This window comes from Epibacterium sp. HA2-3 (assembly GCF_055693725.2).
Window position 1 is genome coordinate 2,855,214 of record NZ_CM172490.1, and the last position, 18,152, is coordinate 2,873,365.

The 18,152-nt window shown below is 59.8% G+C and carries 12 protein-coding genes, 3 tRNA genes and 1 riboswitch; of the genes, 9 read left to right on the plus strand and 6 right to left on the minus strand.

Going from position 1 to position 18,152, the window contains the following annotated elements:
• Nucleotides 1–37 precede the first annotated feature (37 nt).
• Nucleotides 38–142: riboswitch (TPP riboswitch) on the minus strand.
• 318 nt (nucleotides 143–460) lie between these two features.
• A complete protein-coding gene (aroC, locus tag ACZ1HH_RS13365; RefSeq protein ID WP_472636870.1) occupies nucleotides 461–1,573 on the plus strand; it encodes a chorismate synthase in 1,113 nt (370 codons plus the stop codon).
• Nucleotides 1,574–1,820: 247 nt separating this feature from the next.
• Here aroC and ACZ1HH_RS13370 read toward each other — a convergent pair.
• Both ACZ1HH_RS13370 and ACZ1HH_RS13375 read right to left on the minus strand, forming a co-directional pair.
• A tRNA-Leu gene (locus ACZ1HH_RS13370) sits at nucleotides 1,821–1,907 on the minus strand.
• A 156-nt stretch (nucleotides 1,908–2,063) separates the two neighbouring features.
• Nucleotides 2,064–2,150, minus strand: a tRNA-Leu gene (locus ACZ1HH_RS13375).
• Between the two features lie 201 nt (nucleotides 2,151–2,351).
• On the opposite strand from ACZ1HH_RS13375, the gene ACZ1HH_RS13380 reads away from it, so the two are divergent.
• Nucleotides 2,352–3,341 carry a complex I NDUFA9 subunit family protein gene (locus tag ACZ1HH_RS13380; protein ID WP_472636871.1) on the plus strand — a complete coding sequence of 330 codons (990 nt, stop codon included), beginning with the start codon at nucleotides 2,352–2,354 and terminating at the stop codon, nucleotides 3,339–3,341.
• Nucleotides 3,342–3,399: 58 nt separating this feature from the next.
• Here ACZ1HH_RS13380 and ACZ1HH_RS13385 read toward each other — a convergent pair whose 3' ends face one another.
• Nucleotides 3,400–4,203 (minus strand): undecaprenyl-diphosphate phosphatase, encoded by an 804-nt coding sequence (locus tag ACZ1HH_RS13385; protein ID WP_416369293.1) that lies wholly within the window; start codon nucleotides 4,201–4,203, stop codon nucleotides 3,400–3,402.
• A gap of 231 nt (nucleotides 4,204–4,434) precedes the next feature.
• On the opposite strand from ACZ1HH_RS13385, the gene ACZ1HH_RS13390 reads away from it, so the two are divergent.
• The 5 genes from ACZ1HH_RS13390 (at nucleotide 4,435) to ACZ1HH_RS13410 (ending at nucleotide 12,251) form a co-directional block, all read left to right on the plus strand.
• Nucleotides 4,435–5,877: an NAD(P)-dependent oxidoreductase gene (locus ACZ1HH_RS13390; RefSeq protein ID WP_472636872.1), complete on the plus strand. Its 1,443-nt coding sequence runs from the start codon at nucleotides 4,435–4,437 to the stop codon at nucleotides 5,875–5,877.
• A 74-nt stretch (nucleotides 5,878–5,951) separates the two neighbouring features.
• Nucleotides 5,952–10,484, plus strand: coding sequence for a glutamate synthase large subunit (gltB, locus tag ACZ1HH_RS13395; protein ID WP_011540137.1), 4,533 nt, complete (start codon nucleotides 5,952–5,954; stop codon nucleotides 10,482–10,484).
• A gap of 145 nt (nucleotides 10,485–10,629) precedes the next feature.
• The gene (mtgA, locus tag ACZ1HH_RS13400; protein WP_472636873.1) at nucleotides 10,630–11,373 is read left to right on the plus strand and encodes a monofunctional biosynthetic peptidoglycan transglycosylase; all 744 of its coding nucleotides are present in this window, start codon (nucleotides 10,630–10,632) and stop codon (nucleotides 11,371–11,373) included.
• A 69-nt stretch (nucleotides 11,374–11,442) separates the two neighbouring features.
• Nucleotides 11,443–12,108 (plus strand): FtsZ-binding protein FzlA, encoded by a 666-nt coding sequence (gene fzlA, locus ACZ1HH_RS13405; RefSeq protein ID WP_011540139.1) that lies wholly within the window; start codon nucleotides 11,443–11,445, stop codon nucleotides 12,106–12,108.
• A gap of 67 nt (nucleotides 12,109–12,175) precedes the next feature.
• Nucleotides 12,176–12,251: transfer RNA gene (locus ACZ1HH_RS13410), tRNA-Thr, on the plus strand.
• Nucleotides 12,252–12,407: 156 nt separating this feature from the next.
• Here ACZ1HH_RS13410 and ACZ1HH_RS13415 read toward each other — a convergent pair.
• From ACZ1HH_RS13415 to ACZ1HH_RS13425, 3 genes are read right to left on the minus strand one after another with little or no spacing between them, the layout of a single operon-like run.
• Complete coding sequence (locus ACZ1HH_RS13415; protein ID WP_472636874.1) at nucleotides 12,408–13,892, minus strand: heme biosynthesis protein HemY; 1,485 nt, start codon at nucleotides 13,890–13,892, stop codon at nucleotides 12,408–12,410.
• Between the two features lie 10 nt (nucleotides 13,893–13,902).
• Nucleotides 13,903–15,234 carry a COG4223 family protein gene (locus tag ACZ1HH_RS13420; RefSeq protein WP_472636875.1) on the minus strand — a complete coding sequence of 444 codons (1,332 nt, stop codon included), beginning with the start codon at nucleotides 15,232–15,234 and terminating at the stop codon, nucleotides 13,903–13,905.
• Between the two features lie 49 nt (nucleotides 15,235–15,283).
• Complete coding sequence (locus ACZ1HH_RS13425) at nucleotides 15,284–15,994, minus strand: uroporphyrinogen-III synthase (RefSeq protein WP_472636876.1); 711 nt, start codon at nucleotides 15,992–15,994, stop codon at nucleotides 15,284–15,286.
• Nucleotides 15,995–16,095: 101 nt separating this feature from the next.
• Here ACZ1HH_RS13425 and tsaD point away from each other — a divergent pair, with 101 nt between their 5' ends.
• Nucleotides 16,096–17,193 (plus strand): tRNA (adenosine(37)-N6)-threonylcarbamoyltransferase complex transferase subunit TsaD, encoded by a 1,098-nt coding sequence (gene tsaD, locus ACZ1HH_RS13430; RefSeq protein WP_472636877.1) that lies wholly within the window; start codon nucleotides 16,096–16,098, stop codon nucleotides 17,191–17,193.
• Entirely contained in the window at nucleotides 17,190–18,152 is a 963-nt protein-coding gene (locus tag ACZ1HH_RS13435; protein ID WP_472636878.1) for an NAD(P)H-dependent glycerol-3-phosphate dehydrogenase, read from the plus strand. Before tsaD ends, ACZ1HH_RS13435 begins: the two co-directional genes overlap by 4 nt.

The following is an 18,152-nucleotide window of genomic DNA, read 5'->3' on the forward strand; positions in this document are numbered from 1 at the left end:
GCGGCGTCAGGCAAGGAGGAGAGCGCGGTGTAGACACCTTGTCATACCAAACCTTCCCTACGCCGGTATAATCCGGTTCAGGTTCAGCGGGTTCGCCCATAGGCATCTCAGCACGATCGCTCGCGCACCCCGAGGTGGGGCGACACTAGAAGCGCAAGGTAGGCTTTGCAAGGGGCTGGTATGCGAGGCTCTGCCTCGCGCTCCGGGATATTTGAGGTTAGAAAAAGACCAGTGGACGTTATTCTTTTAACTGGGAGGATCGCCGGGGTGCGACCCAAAGGTACAGAAGGGGGCGATGCCACACTGCCGATGTTAGACATCTGCGCCAACCTTCAAGAACCAAGCCCTGCAGCATCAAATCTGTGCTGGTTTTTGCGCTTATCTGACCTGTTGCGACGCGGGTCTCTTTTCCCGGGCAGGCTTTCTCGCTAAAGGATCAAATCAAAGGAGATCCGCGCGCATGTCCATGAATTCTTTTGGCCACCTTTTTCGAGTCACCACCTGGGGTGAAAGCCATGGGCCCGCTTTGGGCGCAACGCTTGATGGCTGCCCGCCAAATGTCGCAGTCTCGGAAGAGATGCTTCAACACTGGCTCGACAAGCGCCGCCCCGGTCAGAACAAGAACACCACCCAGCGCAATGAGCCTGACGCGGTGAAAATCCTCTCTGGTGTGTTTGAGGGAAAATCGACCGGCACGCCGATTCAATTGATGATTGAAAACACCGACCAGCGCTCACGGGATTATGGCGAGATCGCCCAGACATTCCGCCCAGGACATGCGGACATTACTTACTTTCAGAAATACGGCAACCGCGACTATCGCGGTGGTGGACGATCCTCTGCACGCGAAACCGCAGCGCGGGTGGCAGCAGGTGGCGTAGCGCGCGAAGCCCTCAAGTCCTTGGCCCCGGGGATCGAGATCAAGGGCTATATGACCCGCATGGGGGAAATGGAAATCGACCGCGCGCGGTTTGACTGGTCCGCCATCGATCAGAACGACTTCTGGATTCCCGATGCCGCCGCTGTTCAGGACTGGGAAGACTATCTGCAGGCCCTTCGCAAGCAGCACGACTCGGTTGGCGCCGTTGTCGAAGTGGTCGCGCGCGGCGTACCCGCAGGCATCGGAGCGCCAATCTATGGCAAGCTCGACACCGATCTCGCAGCGGCAATGATGTCGATCAACGCTGTCAAAGCCGTCGAAATCGGCGAAGGCATGAATGCGGCGTTGTTGAAGGGCTCCGAGAACGCGGATGAGATCTTCATGGGCAATGACGGTGCGCCTGTCTACTCGTCGAATCATGCGGGTGGAATCTTGGGAGGAATCTCAACGGGCCAAGATGTGGTGATCCGTTTCGCCGTGAAGCCGACCTCGTCCATTTTGACCCCGCGCCAGTCGATTCGCAAAGACGGGACGGCTGCCGAAGTCATCACCAAGGGCCGCCATGATCCCTGTGTCGGTATCCGCGCAGTGCCCGTGGCAGAGGCCATGATGGCCTGTGTGATTCTCGATCACATCCTGTTGCACCGCGGACAGATTGGCGAGAATCAGGGCGTGATCGGCGCGCCCGGCTGAACCAATCAAGAGCGCGCGTTCTGCGGGCTCTCGCGAACAGCCGCCGCACATAGAGCGGACCCACAGAGATAGCTAGCGGAGTGGCACACGGGGGGTGTTGTGAGAGCGTTTTTACGCACTTGGCAGTTTCATGTGCCTGCCCGACTTCAGAATACGGCTCTCGATGCAATTGGCGCCGCGCCAAATGCGGTCGATCCATTCACGACACAGATGCCATTGGCTGAACATGGGATGCTTTGGGGAATTTTGGTGCCCAGAAGAGGACTCGAACCTCCACGTCCATACGGACACTAGCACCTGAAGCTAGCGCGTCTACCAATTCCGCCATCTGGGCACAGATGTCGTGGGAGTGGCGTATAAGCCGGAAACGCTGGAGCGGCAAGCGGAAAATGCACCTCCGAACGTGCAAAAACACGAAGCAAGATCGAACTCGCAGGATGCTTGCAAAGCGTCTGCAATCAATTGCTTAAGCTATATTGAGAGGGAATTTTGGTGCCCAGAAGAGGACTCGAACCTCCACGTCCATACGGACACTAGCACCTGAAGCTAGCGCGTCTACCAATTCCGCCATCTGGGCACAGATGTCGTGAGAGCGGCGTATAAGCCGAGTCTTGGGGAGCGTCAAACGGAATTTTGACATTTTTGCAAAATCATAGGGCAACCAAGCCCAGCGCCCTGCGGTTCCGAAAAACAGCGTCGTTTTGACCTTTGTTTGACCTTGTTTGACGGGGGCCGGAGCGGTAAATCGGGACAACAGCTACGCGAGAGGAGCCAAGTCATGTCCAAACTGGTCACCATTTATGGCGGTTCAGGGTTTGTCGGTCGCTATATCGCGCGCCGCATGGCAAAAGAAGGCTGGCGCGTGCGCGTGGCCGTTCGTCGCCCGAATGAGGCAATGCACGTCAAACCCTATGGTGTGCCGGGGCAGGTTGAGCCGGTTTTCTGCAACATCCGCGATGACGCTTCTGTCGCTGCTGTTATGGCAGGCGCAGATGCGGTGGTAAATTGCGTGGGTGTTCTGAACGAAGTCGGCAAAAACACGTTCTCTGCGGTGCAGTCCGAAGGGGCTGGTCGCATCGCGCGGATCGCGGCTGATACAGGTGTTGAACGTCTTGTTCATGTTTCTGCGATTGGTGCAGATGCTGATGGCGACAGCGCGTATGCCCGCACCAAGGCCGAAGGGGAAGCTGCGGTGCTTGAAGCTTTTCCCTCTGCAATGATCCTGCGTCCCTCGATCATCTTTGGCCCCGAAGACCAGTTCTTTAATCGCTTTGCGAGCATGACGCGCTTTGGCCCCGTTCTGCCCATCGCAGGAGGGACGACACGGTTTCAGCCGGTCTATGTCGATGACGTCGCGAAAGCTGCTGTTGCGGGTCTGACTGGGCAGGCTGCTGCAGGAACCTATGAGCTTGGTGGCCCCGAGGTCAAAAGCTTTGCAGAGTTGATGTCGCAAATGCTTGATGTGATCCATCGCCGCCGTCTCGTTGTGTCGCTACCGAATTTTGTCGCCCGCCTCATGGCTTTTGGGTTCGATATGGCGCAGGCGGTGACCTTTGGCCTGTTTACAAACGGCCTGCTGACGCGCGACCAACTAAAGAACCTGCAAAACGACAATGTGGTCAGTGAAGGCGCCAAAGGTCTGGCAGACCTCGGGATCGAGCCGGTTACCATGGGGTCCGTTCTACCCGACTATCTGTGGAAGTTCCGCCCATCCGGTCAGTACGACGAATTGATGAAATCGGCCGGTAACCTGCGCGGAGACATCTGACGCGGATCACTGGTCCTGGTGATTTGAAAGGTGCGACCCAGGTCGCGCCTTTTTTGTTTTAGCCATAGGCGATGAACAACAGCACCATACCGAGCGCCACGCGATAGATCACATAGGGTGTGAAGCTCACGGACCTGAGAAGGCGCATCATCAACGCAAGCGCAGCAAGGGCGGAGGCCATCGCCAGCAGCGCAGCAATCCCCATGTCCCGCATCAAATCAACATCGGCGTCCAGTGCAACCTCGGTGCCGAGCAGCACGCCTGAGGCGATAATCGTCGGGATCGACATCAACATTGCAATCCGAGCGCCGTCCTCTCGATTGTACCCGAGGCTGCGCGCGCCTGTGATGGTGATGCCTGACCGGGACGTGCCTGGGATCAAGGCCAGCATCTGCCACAAACCCATAATCACTGCGTCGCGCACCCCCCAATCCGAAGCGGACTTATCGATAGGGCCGCGTTGGTCGGCTATATAAAGCACGACGCCAAAAACCAGCATCGTCCAGCCAATGACCGCGACAGAGCGCAGGGACTCGCTGAGACCCGTGAAATGCAGGAAAGTGCCAAAAATCACTGTGGGAATGGTCGCCACGATCAAGCCGAGCGCAAGTCGCGCACCTTTGGTGTCGAGCCGACCAATCAACGCGCGCGGCAGGCCGATGAGCCCAGCGCGTACATCGCGCCAGAAAAACAGGACCACCGCAGCAAGCGTGCCAACATGCACGGCAACATCAATCGCTTGCCCCTGATCCTCCAGCCCCGTGAGACGTGGCAGAAGAATCAGATGTCCCGACGAGGAAACCGGGAGGAATTCGGTCACACCCTGAATCAGGGCAACGAGGATCAACTGCAGCAACGGCATTGGAATTCCATCTCGGGTCGCGGGTCAAAATGAAAACAGTCTAGCGCCTGTATAAACCCTTTGTTTTTATGAGGAAGTCCGATTTTAGGTCCGATTCGGACCAAAAAACATCTATACAAGCCGTGAGAAATGGATATTCACAGGTAACACGCGAAATAATAGGTCATCATTAGTTACCTATATGAGCGCTACACAAGACCTATCGCCGCCAGCCAAAAGGAGAGTATCGCCGTGGCCAAGCAACCGATGCTAAAGTTCGTGAAGATCGATCGCGACATGCCCGAAAAACGGGACGCCGAGACGCGCAGAGAAGACTTCGACGAGATCTATGCTGAATTTGCGGCGGTAAAGGCAGAAGAGCAGGCCAGCCGGTGCAGCCAGTGCGGCGTGCCATATTGCCAGTCGCATTGTCCGCTCCACAACAATATTCCGGATTGGCTGCGTCTGACGGCGACCGGGCGCCTGGAAGAGGCCTATGCCACATCGCAGGCGACGAATACCTTCCCTGAAATCTGTGGCCGCATCTGCCCGCAGGACCGGCTCTGTGAAGGCAACTGCGTGATTGAACAGTCCGGCCACGGCACCGTAACCATTGGTGCAGTCGAGAAATACATCACCGATACCGCGTGGGACAAAGGCTGGGTCAAGCCCAACGCCCCGATCGAAGAACGTGCGGAATCCGTCGGCATCATCGGTGCTGGCCCCGGCGGCCTTGCAGCAGCTGATATGCTGCGCAAGGCAGGCGTGCAGGTCACGGTATATGACCGCTATGACCGCGCTGGCGGGCTGCTGACCTACGGCATCCCGGGCTTCAAGCTCGAAAAAGAAGTTGTCATGCGCCGCAATCAACTGCTGGCCGACGGTGGCGTCACTTTTGTGATGAACTGCAATATCGGCGAGGACATCTCTTTTGACGAAATCCGCGCCGAGCATGACGCAGTGATCATTGCAACCGGCGTGTACAAATCCCGCGATCTGAACATGCCGGGCTCTGGTGCCAAAGGGATCGTGAAGGCCATCGACTTCCTCACAGCCTCCAACCGGGTGGCGAACTTTGGTGACACCGTACCAGAGTATGAGGACGGTACCTTCAACGCCAAGGGCAAGAAGGTTGTCGTGATCGGCGGTGGCGACACCGCGATGGACTGCGTGCGCACCTCGGTGCGTCAGGGCGCCGAGTCGGTAAAATGCCTCTATCGTCGCGACCGTGCAAACATGCCCGGCTCGCAACGCGAAACCCAGAATGCCGAAGAAGAAGGCGTCGTCTTTGAATGGCTCTCCGCCCCAAAAGGCTTCACCGATGCAGACGGCAAGGTCTCGGGCGTCATGGTGCAGAAAATGCGTCTCGGCCAACCCGATGCCTCTGGCCGTCAGGCCCCCGAGGTCATCGAGGGTGCGGACTATGTCGAAGAAGCAGACCTCGTCATCAAAGCGCTGGGATTCGAACCCGAAGACCTGCCGACGCTCTGGGGCCAGCCGAACCTGCCGGTCACCCGCTGGGGCACCATCAAGGCAGAGTTCAAAACCGGCGCGACCAATCTCGATGGGGTTTACGCCGTTGGGGACATTGTGCGCGGCGCGTCGCTGGTGGTCTGGGCGATCAAGGATGGTCGCGACTGTGCAGAAGCGATCATTGAGCGTTTCAACAACAAGGCCGCCGTCGCCGCCGAGTAATCAACAGGTTTCCCAAGCGGTCCGGCGCCCCTGACACAAGGCGCGGCGCCACCGCCAGGCAGAGGAGAATGAACATGACAAAATATGATGAGAACTGGGTGCGCGCCGAAGAAGCAAAGCGCAAGTGGATGGCTGAAAACGGTCTCTACGCCGAGGAGGAAGAGCACTCTTCCTGCGGTGTGGGTCTCGTGGTCTCCGTGGATGGTTCCAAGAGCCGCAAAGTGGTTGATGCAGGCATCGACGCGCTCAAGGCAATCTGGCACCGTGGTGCTGTGGATGCAGACGGCAAAACCGGCGATGGCGCAGGGATCCACGTTCAGATCCCGGTTCCCTTCTTCTGGGATCAAGTCAAACGCACTGGCCACAATCCTCGCGAGGATGAACTCCTGGCGGTGGGTCAGGTATTCCTACCCCGTACCGACTTTGGCGCGCAGGAGACCTGCCGGACTATCGTCGAAACCGAAGTCCTTCGCATGGGCTACTACATCTACGGCTGGCGTCATGTGCCGGTGGATGTGACCTGTCTCGGAGAAAAAGCAAATGCGACCCGCCCAGAGATCGAGCAGATCTTGATCTCCAACTCCAAGGGCGTGGATGAGGAAACCTTCGAGCGCGAGCTCTATGTGATCCGTCGCCGGATCGAGAAAGCCGCCGCCGCCGCACAAGTGGGTGGACTCTATATTGCGTCGCTCTCCTGCCGGTCGATTATCTACAAAGGCATGATGCTCGCCGAACAGGTCGCGGTTTTCTATCCCGACCTGATGGATGAGCGCTTTGAGAGCGCCTTTGCGATCTATCACCAGCGGTACTCGACCAACACCTTCCCGCAGTGGTGGCTGGCGCAACCGTTCCGCATGCTGGCGCACAACGGCGAAATCAACACCCTCAAGGGCAACGTCAACTGGATGAAGAGCCATGAAATCCGCATGGCCTCTTCGACCTTTGGCGACCACGCCGAAGACATCAAACCCATCGTGGCGTCGGGGTCCTCCGACTCTGCCGCGCTGGATTCGGTGTTCGAGGTTCTGGTGCGCGCAGGTCGCTCCGCACCGATGGCGAAAACCATGCTGGTGCCGGAGAGCTGGTCCAAACAGGCCGAGGAACTGCCGCAGGCCTGGCGCGACATGTACTCCTATTGCAACGCCGTGATGGAGCCCTGGGATGGTCCGGCCGCACTTGCGATGACCGACGGTCGCTGGGTGTGTGCAGGTCTTGATCGCAACGGCCTGCGCCCGATGCGCTATGTGGTGACTGGCGATGGTCTGGTGATCGCGGGTTCAGAGGCCGGTATGGTTCCGATCGACGAAGCCTCCGTTGTGGAAAAAGGCGCGCTAGGTCCGGGTCAGATGCTGGCCGTGGATATGGCCAAAGGCCAGCTATATCACGACGTCGAAATCAAGGACAAACTCGCCCGCGCCCTGCCCTTTGGCGAGTGGGTTGAGAAGGTCACCGATCTCGATGAGGTTCTGGGTGGCGTGCAGGAAACGCCGCTGTTTTCCGGTGAAGAACTGCGCCGCCGTCAGGTCGCCGCTGGCTACACCATTGAAGAACTGGAGCAGATCCTTGCGCCCATGGCCGAGGACGGCAAAGAAAGCCTTGCTTCCATGGGCGATGACACGCCCTCTGCGGTTCTGTCCAAACAGTATCGCCCGCTGAGCCATTTCTTCCGCCAGAACTTCAGCCAGGTGACCAACCCGCCGATCGACAGCTTGCGCGAATTCCGCGTCATGAGCCTCAAAACCCGGTTCGGGAACCTCAAGAACGTGCTGGATGAGGATAGCTCCCAGACCGAAATCGTTGTCCTCGAGAGCCCCTTCGTCGGCAATTCCCAATGGGATAAGCTGGTCGAGAACCTTGGGTCCAAACTGGCCGAAATCGACTGCAGCTTTGCCCCCGGTCGGGGCGCCCTGAACGCAGCTCTGGCCCGCATTCGTGCCGAAGCCGAAGAAGCCGTGCGCTCTGGCGCAGGTCACATCGTTTTGACCGACCAGCACTCCGGCGCGGACAAAGTTGCGATGCCGATGATCCTCGCGACATCTGCGGTGCACTCGCATCTGACCCGCCAGGGCCTTCGGACCTTCTGCTCGCTGAACGTGCGTTCTGCCGAATGTATCGACCCCCATTACTTTGCAGTGCTGATCGGCTGTGGCGCAACGGTGGTGAACGCCTACCTGGCCGAAGATTCGCTCGCAGACCGTATCGAGCGCGGCCTTCTCGACGGCAGCCTCACCGAAAACGTCGCGCGTTACCGCGAGGCGATTGACCAAGGTCTGCTGAAAATCATGGCGAAGATGGGGATCTCGGTGATTTCCTCCTATCGCGGGGGTCTGAACTTTGAGGCTGTTGGCCTCTCACGCGCGATGGTCGCCGAGTACTTCCCCGGCATGACCTCGCGGATCTCCGGCATCGGTGTGCACGGCATTCAGGTGAAGGCCGAAGAAATCCACGCAAAAGGCTGGAACACTCAGGAAAACGTGCTGCCCATCGGTGGCTTCTACAAGGCGCGCAAGTCCGGCGAGACCCACGCCTGGGAAGCAACCTCGATGCATATGATGCAGATGGCCTGCAACAAGGCCTCGTTCGAGCTGTGGAAGCAGTATTCGGCCAAGATGCAATCGAACCCGCCGATCCATTTGCGCGACCTTCTGGACATCAAGCCGCTCGGCAAACCTGTCCCGCTCGAGGAGGTGGAAAGCATCACCGCAATCCGCAAGCGCTTTGTGACACCGGGCATGTCTCTGGGTGCGCTCTCTCCGGAGGCACATAAGACGCTGAACGTGGCGATGAACCGGATCGGTGCCAAATCCGACTCTGGCGAAGGCGGTGAAGATCCGGCGCATTTCGTGCCAGAGCCCAACGGCGACAACCCCTCTGCGAAGATCAAGCAGGTGGCGTCGGGCCGGTTTGGTGTGACCGCCGAATACCTGAACCAATGCGAAGAGCTGGAGATCAAGGTCGCGCAGGGTGCAAAGCCCGGCGAGGGTGGCCAGTTGCCGGGCATGAAAGTCACCGACCTGATTGCGCGCCTGCGCCATTCGACCAAGGGCGTGACCCTGATTTCCCCGCCGCCGCACCACGATATCTACTCGATCGAGGATCTGGCGCAGCTCATCTACGACCTGAAGCAGATCAACCCGCGCTGCAAAGTGACGGTGAAGCTGGTGGCCTCTTCTGGTGTTGGCACCATTGCCGCGGGCGTTGCCAAGGCCAAAGCCGACATCATCCTGATCTCGGGCCACAACGGCGGCACCGGGGCCTCTCCCGCGACCTCGATCAAATACTGCGGTCTGCCATGGGAGATGGGTCTGACCGAGGCGCATCAGGTTCTGGCGATGAACAATCTGCGCGACCGCGTCACCCTGCGGACCGACGGCGGCCTGCGGACCGGACGTGACATCGTCATGGCCGCGATGATGGGGGCCGAGGAATACGGCATTGGCACCGCCGCACTGATCGCCATGGGCTGTATCATGGTGCGCCAATGCCAGTCGAACACCTGCCCGGTGGGCGTCTGCACTCAGGACGAGGCCCTGCGTGGCAAGTTCACCGGCAACGCCGACAAAGTCGTGAACCTCATCACCTTCTACGCACAGGAAGTGCGCGAGATCCTTGCTTCCATCGGGGCACGCAGCCTCGATGAGGTGATCGGTCGCGCGGATCTTCTGGCGCAGGTATCGCGTGGCTCCGCCCACCTTGATGACCTCGACCTGAACCCGCTCCTGATCACCGTCGATGGCTCCGCCAGCATCGTTTACAATCGCGACAAAGATCGCAACGCGGTGCCGGACACGCTGGATGCCGAGATTGTGCGTGACGCTGCCCGGTTCCTGAAGGACGGTGAGAAAATGCAGCTCTCTTACGCGGTGCAGAACACACATCGCACCGTGGGCACGCGCACCTCGAGCCATATCGTGCAGAACTTTGGCATGCGCAACACGCTGCAGCCGGACCACCTGACCGTGAAACTTCAGGGTTCGGCAGGTCAGTCGCTCGGCGCCTTTGCGGCACCTGGCTTGAAACTCGAAGTTTCAGGCGATGCCAACGACTATGTCGGTAAAGGCCTCTCGGGCGGCACGATCGTGGTACGTCCGCCGATGGCATCGCCGCTCAACGCCGCTGAAAACACCATCGTCGGAAATACCGTGCTTTATGGTGCGACCGATGGTTACCTCTTTGCAGCGGGCCGCGCTGGTGAACGCTTTGCGGTGCGCAACTCCGGCGCCAAGGTCGTCATCGAGGGCTGCGGCACCAACGGCTGTGAATATATGACCGGCGGTGTCGCGGTGATCCTCGGCAGCATCGGAGCAAACTTCGGTGCCGGGATGACTGGCGGGATGGCCTATCTCTATGATCCTGATGGCAATGCCGAGACCCTGATGAACATGGAAAGCATCGTCACCTGCCCGGTGACAGTGGACCATTGGGAAGCGCAGCTCAAAGATCTGATCGAACGCCATGTCGCAGAAACCGGAAGCCGCAAGGCTGCCGAAATCCTGCAGCACTGGGACAGCGAAAAAACCCATTTCCTTCAGGTCTGCCCAAAGGAAATGCTGAACAAGCTGCCGCACCCCATTTCGGTCGAGACCTCGGCGATCCCGGCTGAATAATTCATAATCCCCGCGAATAAGATGAACGTCTTATTCCCTGAGCCCCGCAGATCATTTCTGTGGGGCTTTTTTTTGCTGAGCACGAAGGCGCTGCATCATGCTTTTCCCTGTTGGAGAGCCGGGGTGCTCCGGCCTATAGAGGGGCATGGCAAAGGCTGCACGCAAAAAGAAATCAGCACCGAAATCTCCATCCGGGCTCGCGCGCTTTTCGCCGCGTGCGCTGTATCGGCGACTGCGCCGTTCGGTGTTGCGGGTCGTCTTTGGCGGCCTTGCGGCCTTCTTGGCGCTGATCCTGCTCTACTCTGTCGTGAATCCCCCGATCACGCATACGATTTGGGTTGAGAAACGCCGCTTGGGCGATGTGGATCGTGAATGGGTGCCGATCGAGCATATCTCGCCCCACTTGGCCCGTTCAGTGGTCGCCGCAGAGGATGCAAGATTCTGCGAACACTGGGGTTTTGACGTTCATGCGATTCGCAGCGCGCTGGAATCGGGCGCCAATCGCGGTGCCTCCACCCTGACGCAACAGGTGGTGAAGAACGTCTTTCTCTGGCAGGGGCGCAGCTGGTTTCGCAAGGCGCTCGAGACCTTCATCACGCCGGTCGTCGAAGCCACCTGGAGCAAGGAACGCATCGTCGAGGTCTACCTGAACGTCGCCGAGATGGGCGAGGGCATCTTTGGCGCCGATGCAGCCGCGCGGCATTATTTTGGCGTGGGCCCAGATCAGCTCAGCGCACCGCAAGCCGCCCTGATCGCAGCCCTTTTGCCCAACCCAAAGGAGCGCTCCGCCGCCGATCCCGGCAATTTCATGCGCAAAAGAGCGCGGCAGATCATGGATGGAGCCGCCACAATTGAACGCGACGGACGCTCTGCCTGTTTCGAGCATTGAAGTTTCTGCTCCGGCAAGGCATTGCTGGTGCACCACGATATCACAACACCCGGAGAACCGAGGACGCCCATGGCTCGTCTCTATCATGTCCCCCTGTCGCCCTTCTGTCGCAAAGTGCGCCTGTCTCTGGCGGAGAAGAAGATTGAGGTGGAGCTTGTAGAGGAGCGCTACTGGGAGCAGGATGCGGACTTTTTGCGCCGCAACCCAGCCGCAAAGGTCCCTGTCTTGCGCCTCGATGGCATTCTCATGGCAGAAAGCGCGGCGATCTGTGAATATATCGAAGAAACTCGCCCAGACCCATCCCTGATGCCGAAGAAGCCAGCCGAACGGCTGGAAGTGCGCCGTCTGGTGAGCTGGTTTGACGACAAGTTTCACCATGAAGTCACCTCAAAGCTGCTCTACGAGCGCGTCAACAAAAAGATGACTGGCGAGGGATATCCTGACAGCGGCAACGTGAAATCAGGGGCGAAGGCGATCAAATACCACATCGATTACCTGTCCTGGCTGCTGGACCACCGCCGCTGGCTTGCAGGGGATTCGATGACGCTTGCAGATTTTGCCGCCGCAGCACATCTGTCTTCTCTGGACTATATCTCAGATGTGGATTGGAACCGCTCTGCAGTGGTGAAGGATTGGTACGCGAAAATTAAATCGAGGCCCGCGTTCCGCTCCATTCTGGCCGATCAGGTTCCGGGGTTCCGCCCCCCTTCGCACTACGCCGATCTGGACTTCTGAAACCACGCCGCGCGCGCAATTCATCCTTGATTGATCCACGGGATGAGGGTATCCCCGGCAGCGCTTCGCCTCAATAGCTCAGCTGGTAGAGCAGGTCCTTCGTAAGGACAAGGTCGGGGGTTCGAGTCCCTCTTGAGGCACCATTTCTTTTTCCCCAGTTCAGACGCTTAGACAGGGATCGCAAGATTTCTCAGGGTGCCAGACATGCATCCCCGCAATCTGAACCTCAAACCGGCCCGAAGCGTCAACAGGTCTCTCCACAAGCGACCGGACCACGGCCGCTTGTGGCTCCCCAGAGATCAGCGTTTGTCGTCAGGGTTATCCGTGCGCTGAGTTTGGTCTCCATCCTCACGAACATCGCTGGGCTCGGGATCAATGATGGTGAGGGCACCTGTGCCGCTGTCCTCTTGGCGTCCCGCCAACAAGGGGAGCATCGCAGCGCCTGTTGCCGAATGATACTCCGGTGTTTCGGGGCGTTTCCAGGTCAACGTGTCAAAGCTGGCGCAGTTTTCACAGGTCGGCGCCCACTCTGCGTGAATGTGGTTGCAGCTTTCACAGACCCACTGCGGTCCACGCGGAGCGGTAAGGGCCTTGGTAAGCCAACCTTGAACCATCGCATCCGGACCGCCCTCGCCTTTCTCAATGGCCGCCATCAAGGTCAGCGCACGCGCATCTGGTGCGCGATCCACGAGGTCGCCCAGCGCGCGGCGGGCTTCGGGGAAATCCTCGGCCACGATCAGCAACTCAGCCCGCACCAATCGGGTTTCATCGTGATCTGGCTTCAGCCGCAACAGCGGTTCGAACCGCTTCACGCGCGCTTCAGCCGTCTCGTTGGGCTCGATTTCGGCAAAGGCGTGGGCGAGATCCGGATGCGGCTGTGCTTCCCATGCTTTCTTGAGGATACGCACCGCATTGCGAGGCTTGCCCTTGGCGATATAGCTGCGGGCCGCAAGCGCAGCCGCCGGAACCAGGTCGGGCGACAGGCGGTTCGCCTCGATCGCCTGCTCCTGCTGCTCGGGAGTGGCTTCTTCGGCCAAGAGCGCCTTGGAGGACGACAGGGCCAGCACCGCATCCCGGCGCTTGAACACCTCACGCGGCAGGGTTCCAGTCTTGAGTTTTGTCGCCAAAGTCTGACGCGCCCCTGCCCAATCCTCGGCCTGAGCTTGGAGCTTCAGGAGCGTATCTTGTACTTCTTCGTGCTTGGGACGCAGGGCGAGCGCCTTTTCAGCCAGCTGCCGAGCCGTCTCGGTGTCACCCTCGGACAGTTTCTGTTTCATGATCCCGCGCACACCGACAAAGCGGGTCGACTGGTCTGAAAGCAGGCGCTTATAAGCCTCTGCAGCCTTGTGGGTGTCACCTGCCATCTCGGCAGCTTGCGCCACCACGAGATCGGTCAGCGCCGGGTCCTGCAGATAGCGCTCCGCCTTTGCGGCCTTGGTCAGCGCCGTGCGACCTTCGCCCACTGCCAGTGCCATGAGACTATCCGAAAGCGCCTGATACCCGCGCCGCTCGCGCCCCTTGTCAAAGTACCGCGACAAAGCGGTTTCATCGCCATTCAGGAACCGCAGCGTCGCAAGAAGCAGCGATAGAAGCTTAAAGAACAACCACGTCAGGAGCATGAGCGCCAGAAGCGCCATCACCGACTGAAGCGCACCAAGTGTATATTCGGTGCCAGCAACGGTGATCTGCACGCCACCGGCGGTTTCCATCAGGACACCCGCACCGAAGGCCAGAAGCGCAACGATCGCGACAAATACGAGAATCTTCAACAATGACCAGAGCATGGCGACGTCCTTAATTGGCGTTCAGGCTTTGCGACAGCGCGTCGGTGGCGGCTTCGGCTTCTAGACGGGTGCGGGCCGCGATCTGCCAGGCCTCAAGTTCTGCCTTTGCACTATCGGGCAGAGCGGCGAGTTCCTCGAGAGCGGCGGCAATATCTCCGCCATCCACAGCGGCACCGGCACGTGACAGGATCGCGTCGGGATCATCCCCGTCACGCGGCTGAACAGAACGCGCTCCGAGGTGGCGGTTTACGTAGGCCATGAGGCCACCGCTGCCCTTGGTTTCTTCACGCGCGGCAGCCAATGCAGCCCGAGCCGCCGGGGCAAACCCATCGCGCAACCCCGTCAGCGTCGCAACGCCGGTATCGGCAGCGCGTGTGATCGCCTCGGGCGCCTCAACGCCAAGGCTGCGCAACTCCGAAAGCAGATCAGCATAGGGCGCGCCTGCATCCAGGGCTGAGCGCAGTCGTGACACCACGGATTGTGCGGCGGCAATCCTGGCAGCCTCTGAACTCGCGCGCTCCATCTCCTGGGCTTTGGACACCATCCGCTCCACTTCGGCCTGCTGGGTGCTGAGGCTCTCTCGCACGCGCTGCAGTTCTGCTTCGAAGGCCTCCACGGCATCAGCGGGGGCGCCTTCGGTGATGGGACGCGCCTCCAGCGCTGCAACGCGATCCGTGAGGCGTTGCAGTGCTTGGGCCAGCTCCTCGCTTGTGTCAGAGCTGGGCTGATTGAACTGAGATTGCGCCTCTTCAAGATCCTTCAGGCGGGTCGTGAGAGGCCCAAGATCAGGTATTTCGATCTCAGCGACACTCCCTCGCAGATCCGTCACCTGCGATTGCAGTTCAGCCTGAGCCGTACGCAAAGGCGCGATGTCAACACTACTATCGCGCCACGATGGCGGCAGGAAATTATCAAGAACACCACCTTTACCAGCGACAAAGCCGATCAATGCCGCAACCACGCCGCCCAGAACCGCGGATCCAAAACCACCACGCTTCTCAATGATGCGTTCTTCGATCACCGGTGCAGGCGGTGTTTGGCTCTCCTGCTCTCCGGTCTCGGTCTCGGTCTCGGTCTCGGTCTCGGTCTCGGTCTCGGTCTCGGTCTCGGTCTCGGTCTCGGTCTCGGTCTCGGTCTCGGTCTCGGTCTCGGTCTCGGTCTCGGTCTCGGAAACAGCCTGTTCGGGCCCCTCAGATGGGTCAAGCTCCGCTGTCTCGCCGTGATTTGCCTCTAGATCCGAGGCAACGGCGTCCGGCTCCTGTGGCTGATCGACCACCTCGGTTTCTTTGACGTCCTCTGGGTCCGGTTTCGCCGCGTTCTCAGTTTTCTTGTCGACTGCCACTTTGGCCTCCCCCGATTCCCAAACGTACTCAACACCCTAAGGACAGACCCTAGTCCTCGGGCGGCTTGGTCTCAACCCGAAGCAAGGCTGCTGCGACATCACAGACCAGTTCCGCCATCGCCTCGGCCGTTGGGAACTTACTTACGTGTCGCACGCGACTTTGCAAGCGCGGCATCGCCTCTGCCACAGCGTCACTCATTGCAATCAATGACAAATGCGCCTTTTCTGGACACAGGCTGTCAAAATGGGCAGCGGTGCGCGGTGAAAAAAGCGGCACGATCAAGGGGATCTGCGCCGTCAGCGCAGCCTCTGCCTCAGCACTCAGAGGGCATAAAGCCTGACGGTATATCGCTTGCCCACTGCAGGACACACCGCCTTCGCTGAGACGCTCGGCAACCGCGCCACGGGTGTACTCGCCGTGCAGATGCAGCAATTTGCCAGATGGCCGGGACGCCAACAGGGCCTCCACCAAAGTGTCGGCCGTATCGCCCACATATTGCGCCGACCAGCCTGCCTCGCACGCGGCGCTGGCAGTGCGTTCCCCAACGCAATAGGCCCTGAGACGCAGAGGTTGCGCCGCTGACGCGACCCGCACGCCCTCACCCGAGGTGAAGATCACCGCATCAATGCCGCCAAGGTCGATGAGGCCTTGCAGCGGCGCGATCTCCATCAACGGCGAATAGATAATCGGCAGCTCACGACACATCTCAGATGGTAGCAGATCGACAAACCGCTGCGCCGCGGAAAGCGGGCGGGTCATCAACAGAGATAGGCCCTTCCTGTTCACCTCGGCGCTCCCGGGATTGTTTGCCTCACCTCATGGTGGTAGCTGCGCAGTACAAAGGATGCAACGGTAGGGCCATGACTCAGACGCTCACACTTCTTGGACTGGAAAGCAGTTGCGACGACACAGCAGCCGCCGTTGTACGACAGACGACAGGCGCCAAGGCGGAAATCCTGTCGTCGATCGTGTTCGGCCAGACCGAGCTTCACAGCGCGTATGGCGGCGTGGTGCCCGAGATCGCCGCGCGCGCCCATGCTGAAAAACTCGACAGTTGCGTGCGCGACGCTCTCGCCGAGGCCGGCCTCACCCTAGGCGACCTGGATGCCATCGCCGTCACCGCAGGCCCAGGGCTGATCGGGGGCGTGATGTCTGGCGTGATGTGCGCAAAAGGGATCTCTGCTGCCACCGGACTGCCACTGATCGGAGTGAATCACCTTGCCGGGCATGCTCTGACGCCGCGCCTGACTGACGATATCACCTATCCCTACTTGATGCTGCTGGTGTCAGGTGGCCATTGCCAATATCTGATCGCACGCGGGCCAGAGACGTTCTCGCGCCTTGGCGGCACAATAGACGATGCACCCGGCGAAGCCTTTGACAAGACCGCGCGACTTCTTGGGTTGCCACAACCCGGAGGACCGTCTGTACAGGCGGAGGCAGAGCATGGCGATCCGGAGCGGTTCCGCTTTCCACGCCCTCTGCTTGATCGCCCTGATTGCAACCTGTCTTTTTCGGGGTTGAAAACCGCCTTGATGCGAATGCGGGACCAGATCATCGCAGAAAAGGGAGGCCTGACACGTCAGGATCGCGCCGATCTCTGTGCTGGTTTTCAGGCGGCAATCGTTGACACACTTGTGGAAAAAACCCGTCGCGCCCTCCGGCTCTATCTCGAGGATAAGCCCCAGTACCCCACGTTGGCCGTGGCCGGAGGTGTCGCTGCCAATACTGAAATCCGGAACGGATTGATGGCTCTATGCGGTGAGTTAGAGACTGATTTTCTCGCACCCCCTTTGGCGCTTTGCACCGATAACGCAGCGATGATCGCCTATGCAGGACTGGAGCGCTACAAAACCGGAGCGCGTGATGGCATGTCGCTTTCGGCACGTCCGCGCTGGCCGCTGGATAAAACCAGCCCAGCGCTGATCGGCAGCGGCAAGAAAGGGGCCAAGGCATGAGCGTCGCGGTCCTCGGCGCGGGCGCTTTTGGCACGGCATTGGCCATTTCCCTCGCGCGCAAGGCGCCGACAACGCTCTGGTGCCGCAGCAAAGACCATGCAGACGAGATACGCAGCACGCGTGAAAACACCCGTCGCCTGCCGGGCGCGCCCTTGCCCGATGCTCTGGCCGTCACGTCGGATATTGCCTGTCTTGGCGCCCATGACGTGATCCTGCTTGCTGTTCCGATGCAAAAAATGCGCGGTTTCCTGACCGCGCATCAAGCAGCGCTTTCCGGCAAGACTCTGGTAGCCTGCTGCAAAGGCATCGAGCTCGACAGTGGTCTTGGCCCGGTGGCGGTTCTGCGCGACACGGTGCCTGAAGCAACTGCAGCCCTGCTGACGGGCCCAAGTTTCGCGGCAGACATTGCCCTCGGCCTGCCAACCGCATTGACGCTGGCCTGCGATCCGGATGAGACCGGGAAAGCCCTGCAAGCCACCTTGTCCACCGATAACCTGCGCCTCTATCGCACCACCGACCTGACCGGAGCGGAGATCGGCGGCGCACTGAAGAACGTCATCGCCATCGCCTGCGGAGCAGTGATCGGCGCAAGGCTCGGTGACAGTGCCCGCGCGGCGCTCATGACACGTGGCTATGCAGAGATGCAGCGCTTGGCACTGGCCCGCGGTGCCCGGCCGGAAACGCTGGCAGGGCTTTCGGGGTTTGGTGACCTCACCCTCACATGCGGTTCGGAACTGTCGCGCAATTTTCGCCTCGGTCTGAGCCTCGGCCGTGGAGAGGCCTTTGATCCCTCTATTACGGTGGAGGGCGCAGCAACGGCACGTGCCACCGCCAAAACGGCCCAAGAGATGGGATTGGAGATGCCGATCACGCAAACGGTAACCAATTTGTTGGATCAAAGGTTGACGATCTCCGACGCGGCGGATCAATTGCTTAAAAGGCCATTAAAAGAGGAATAA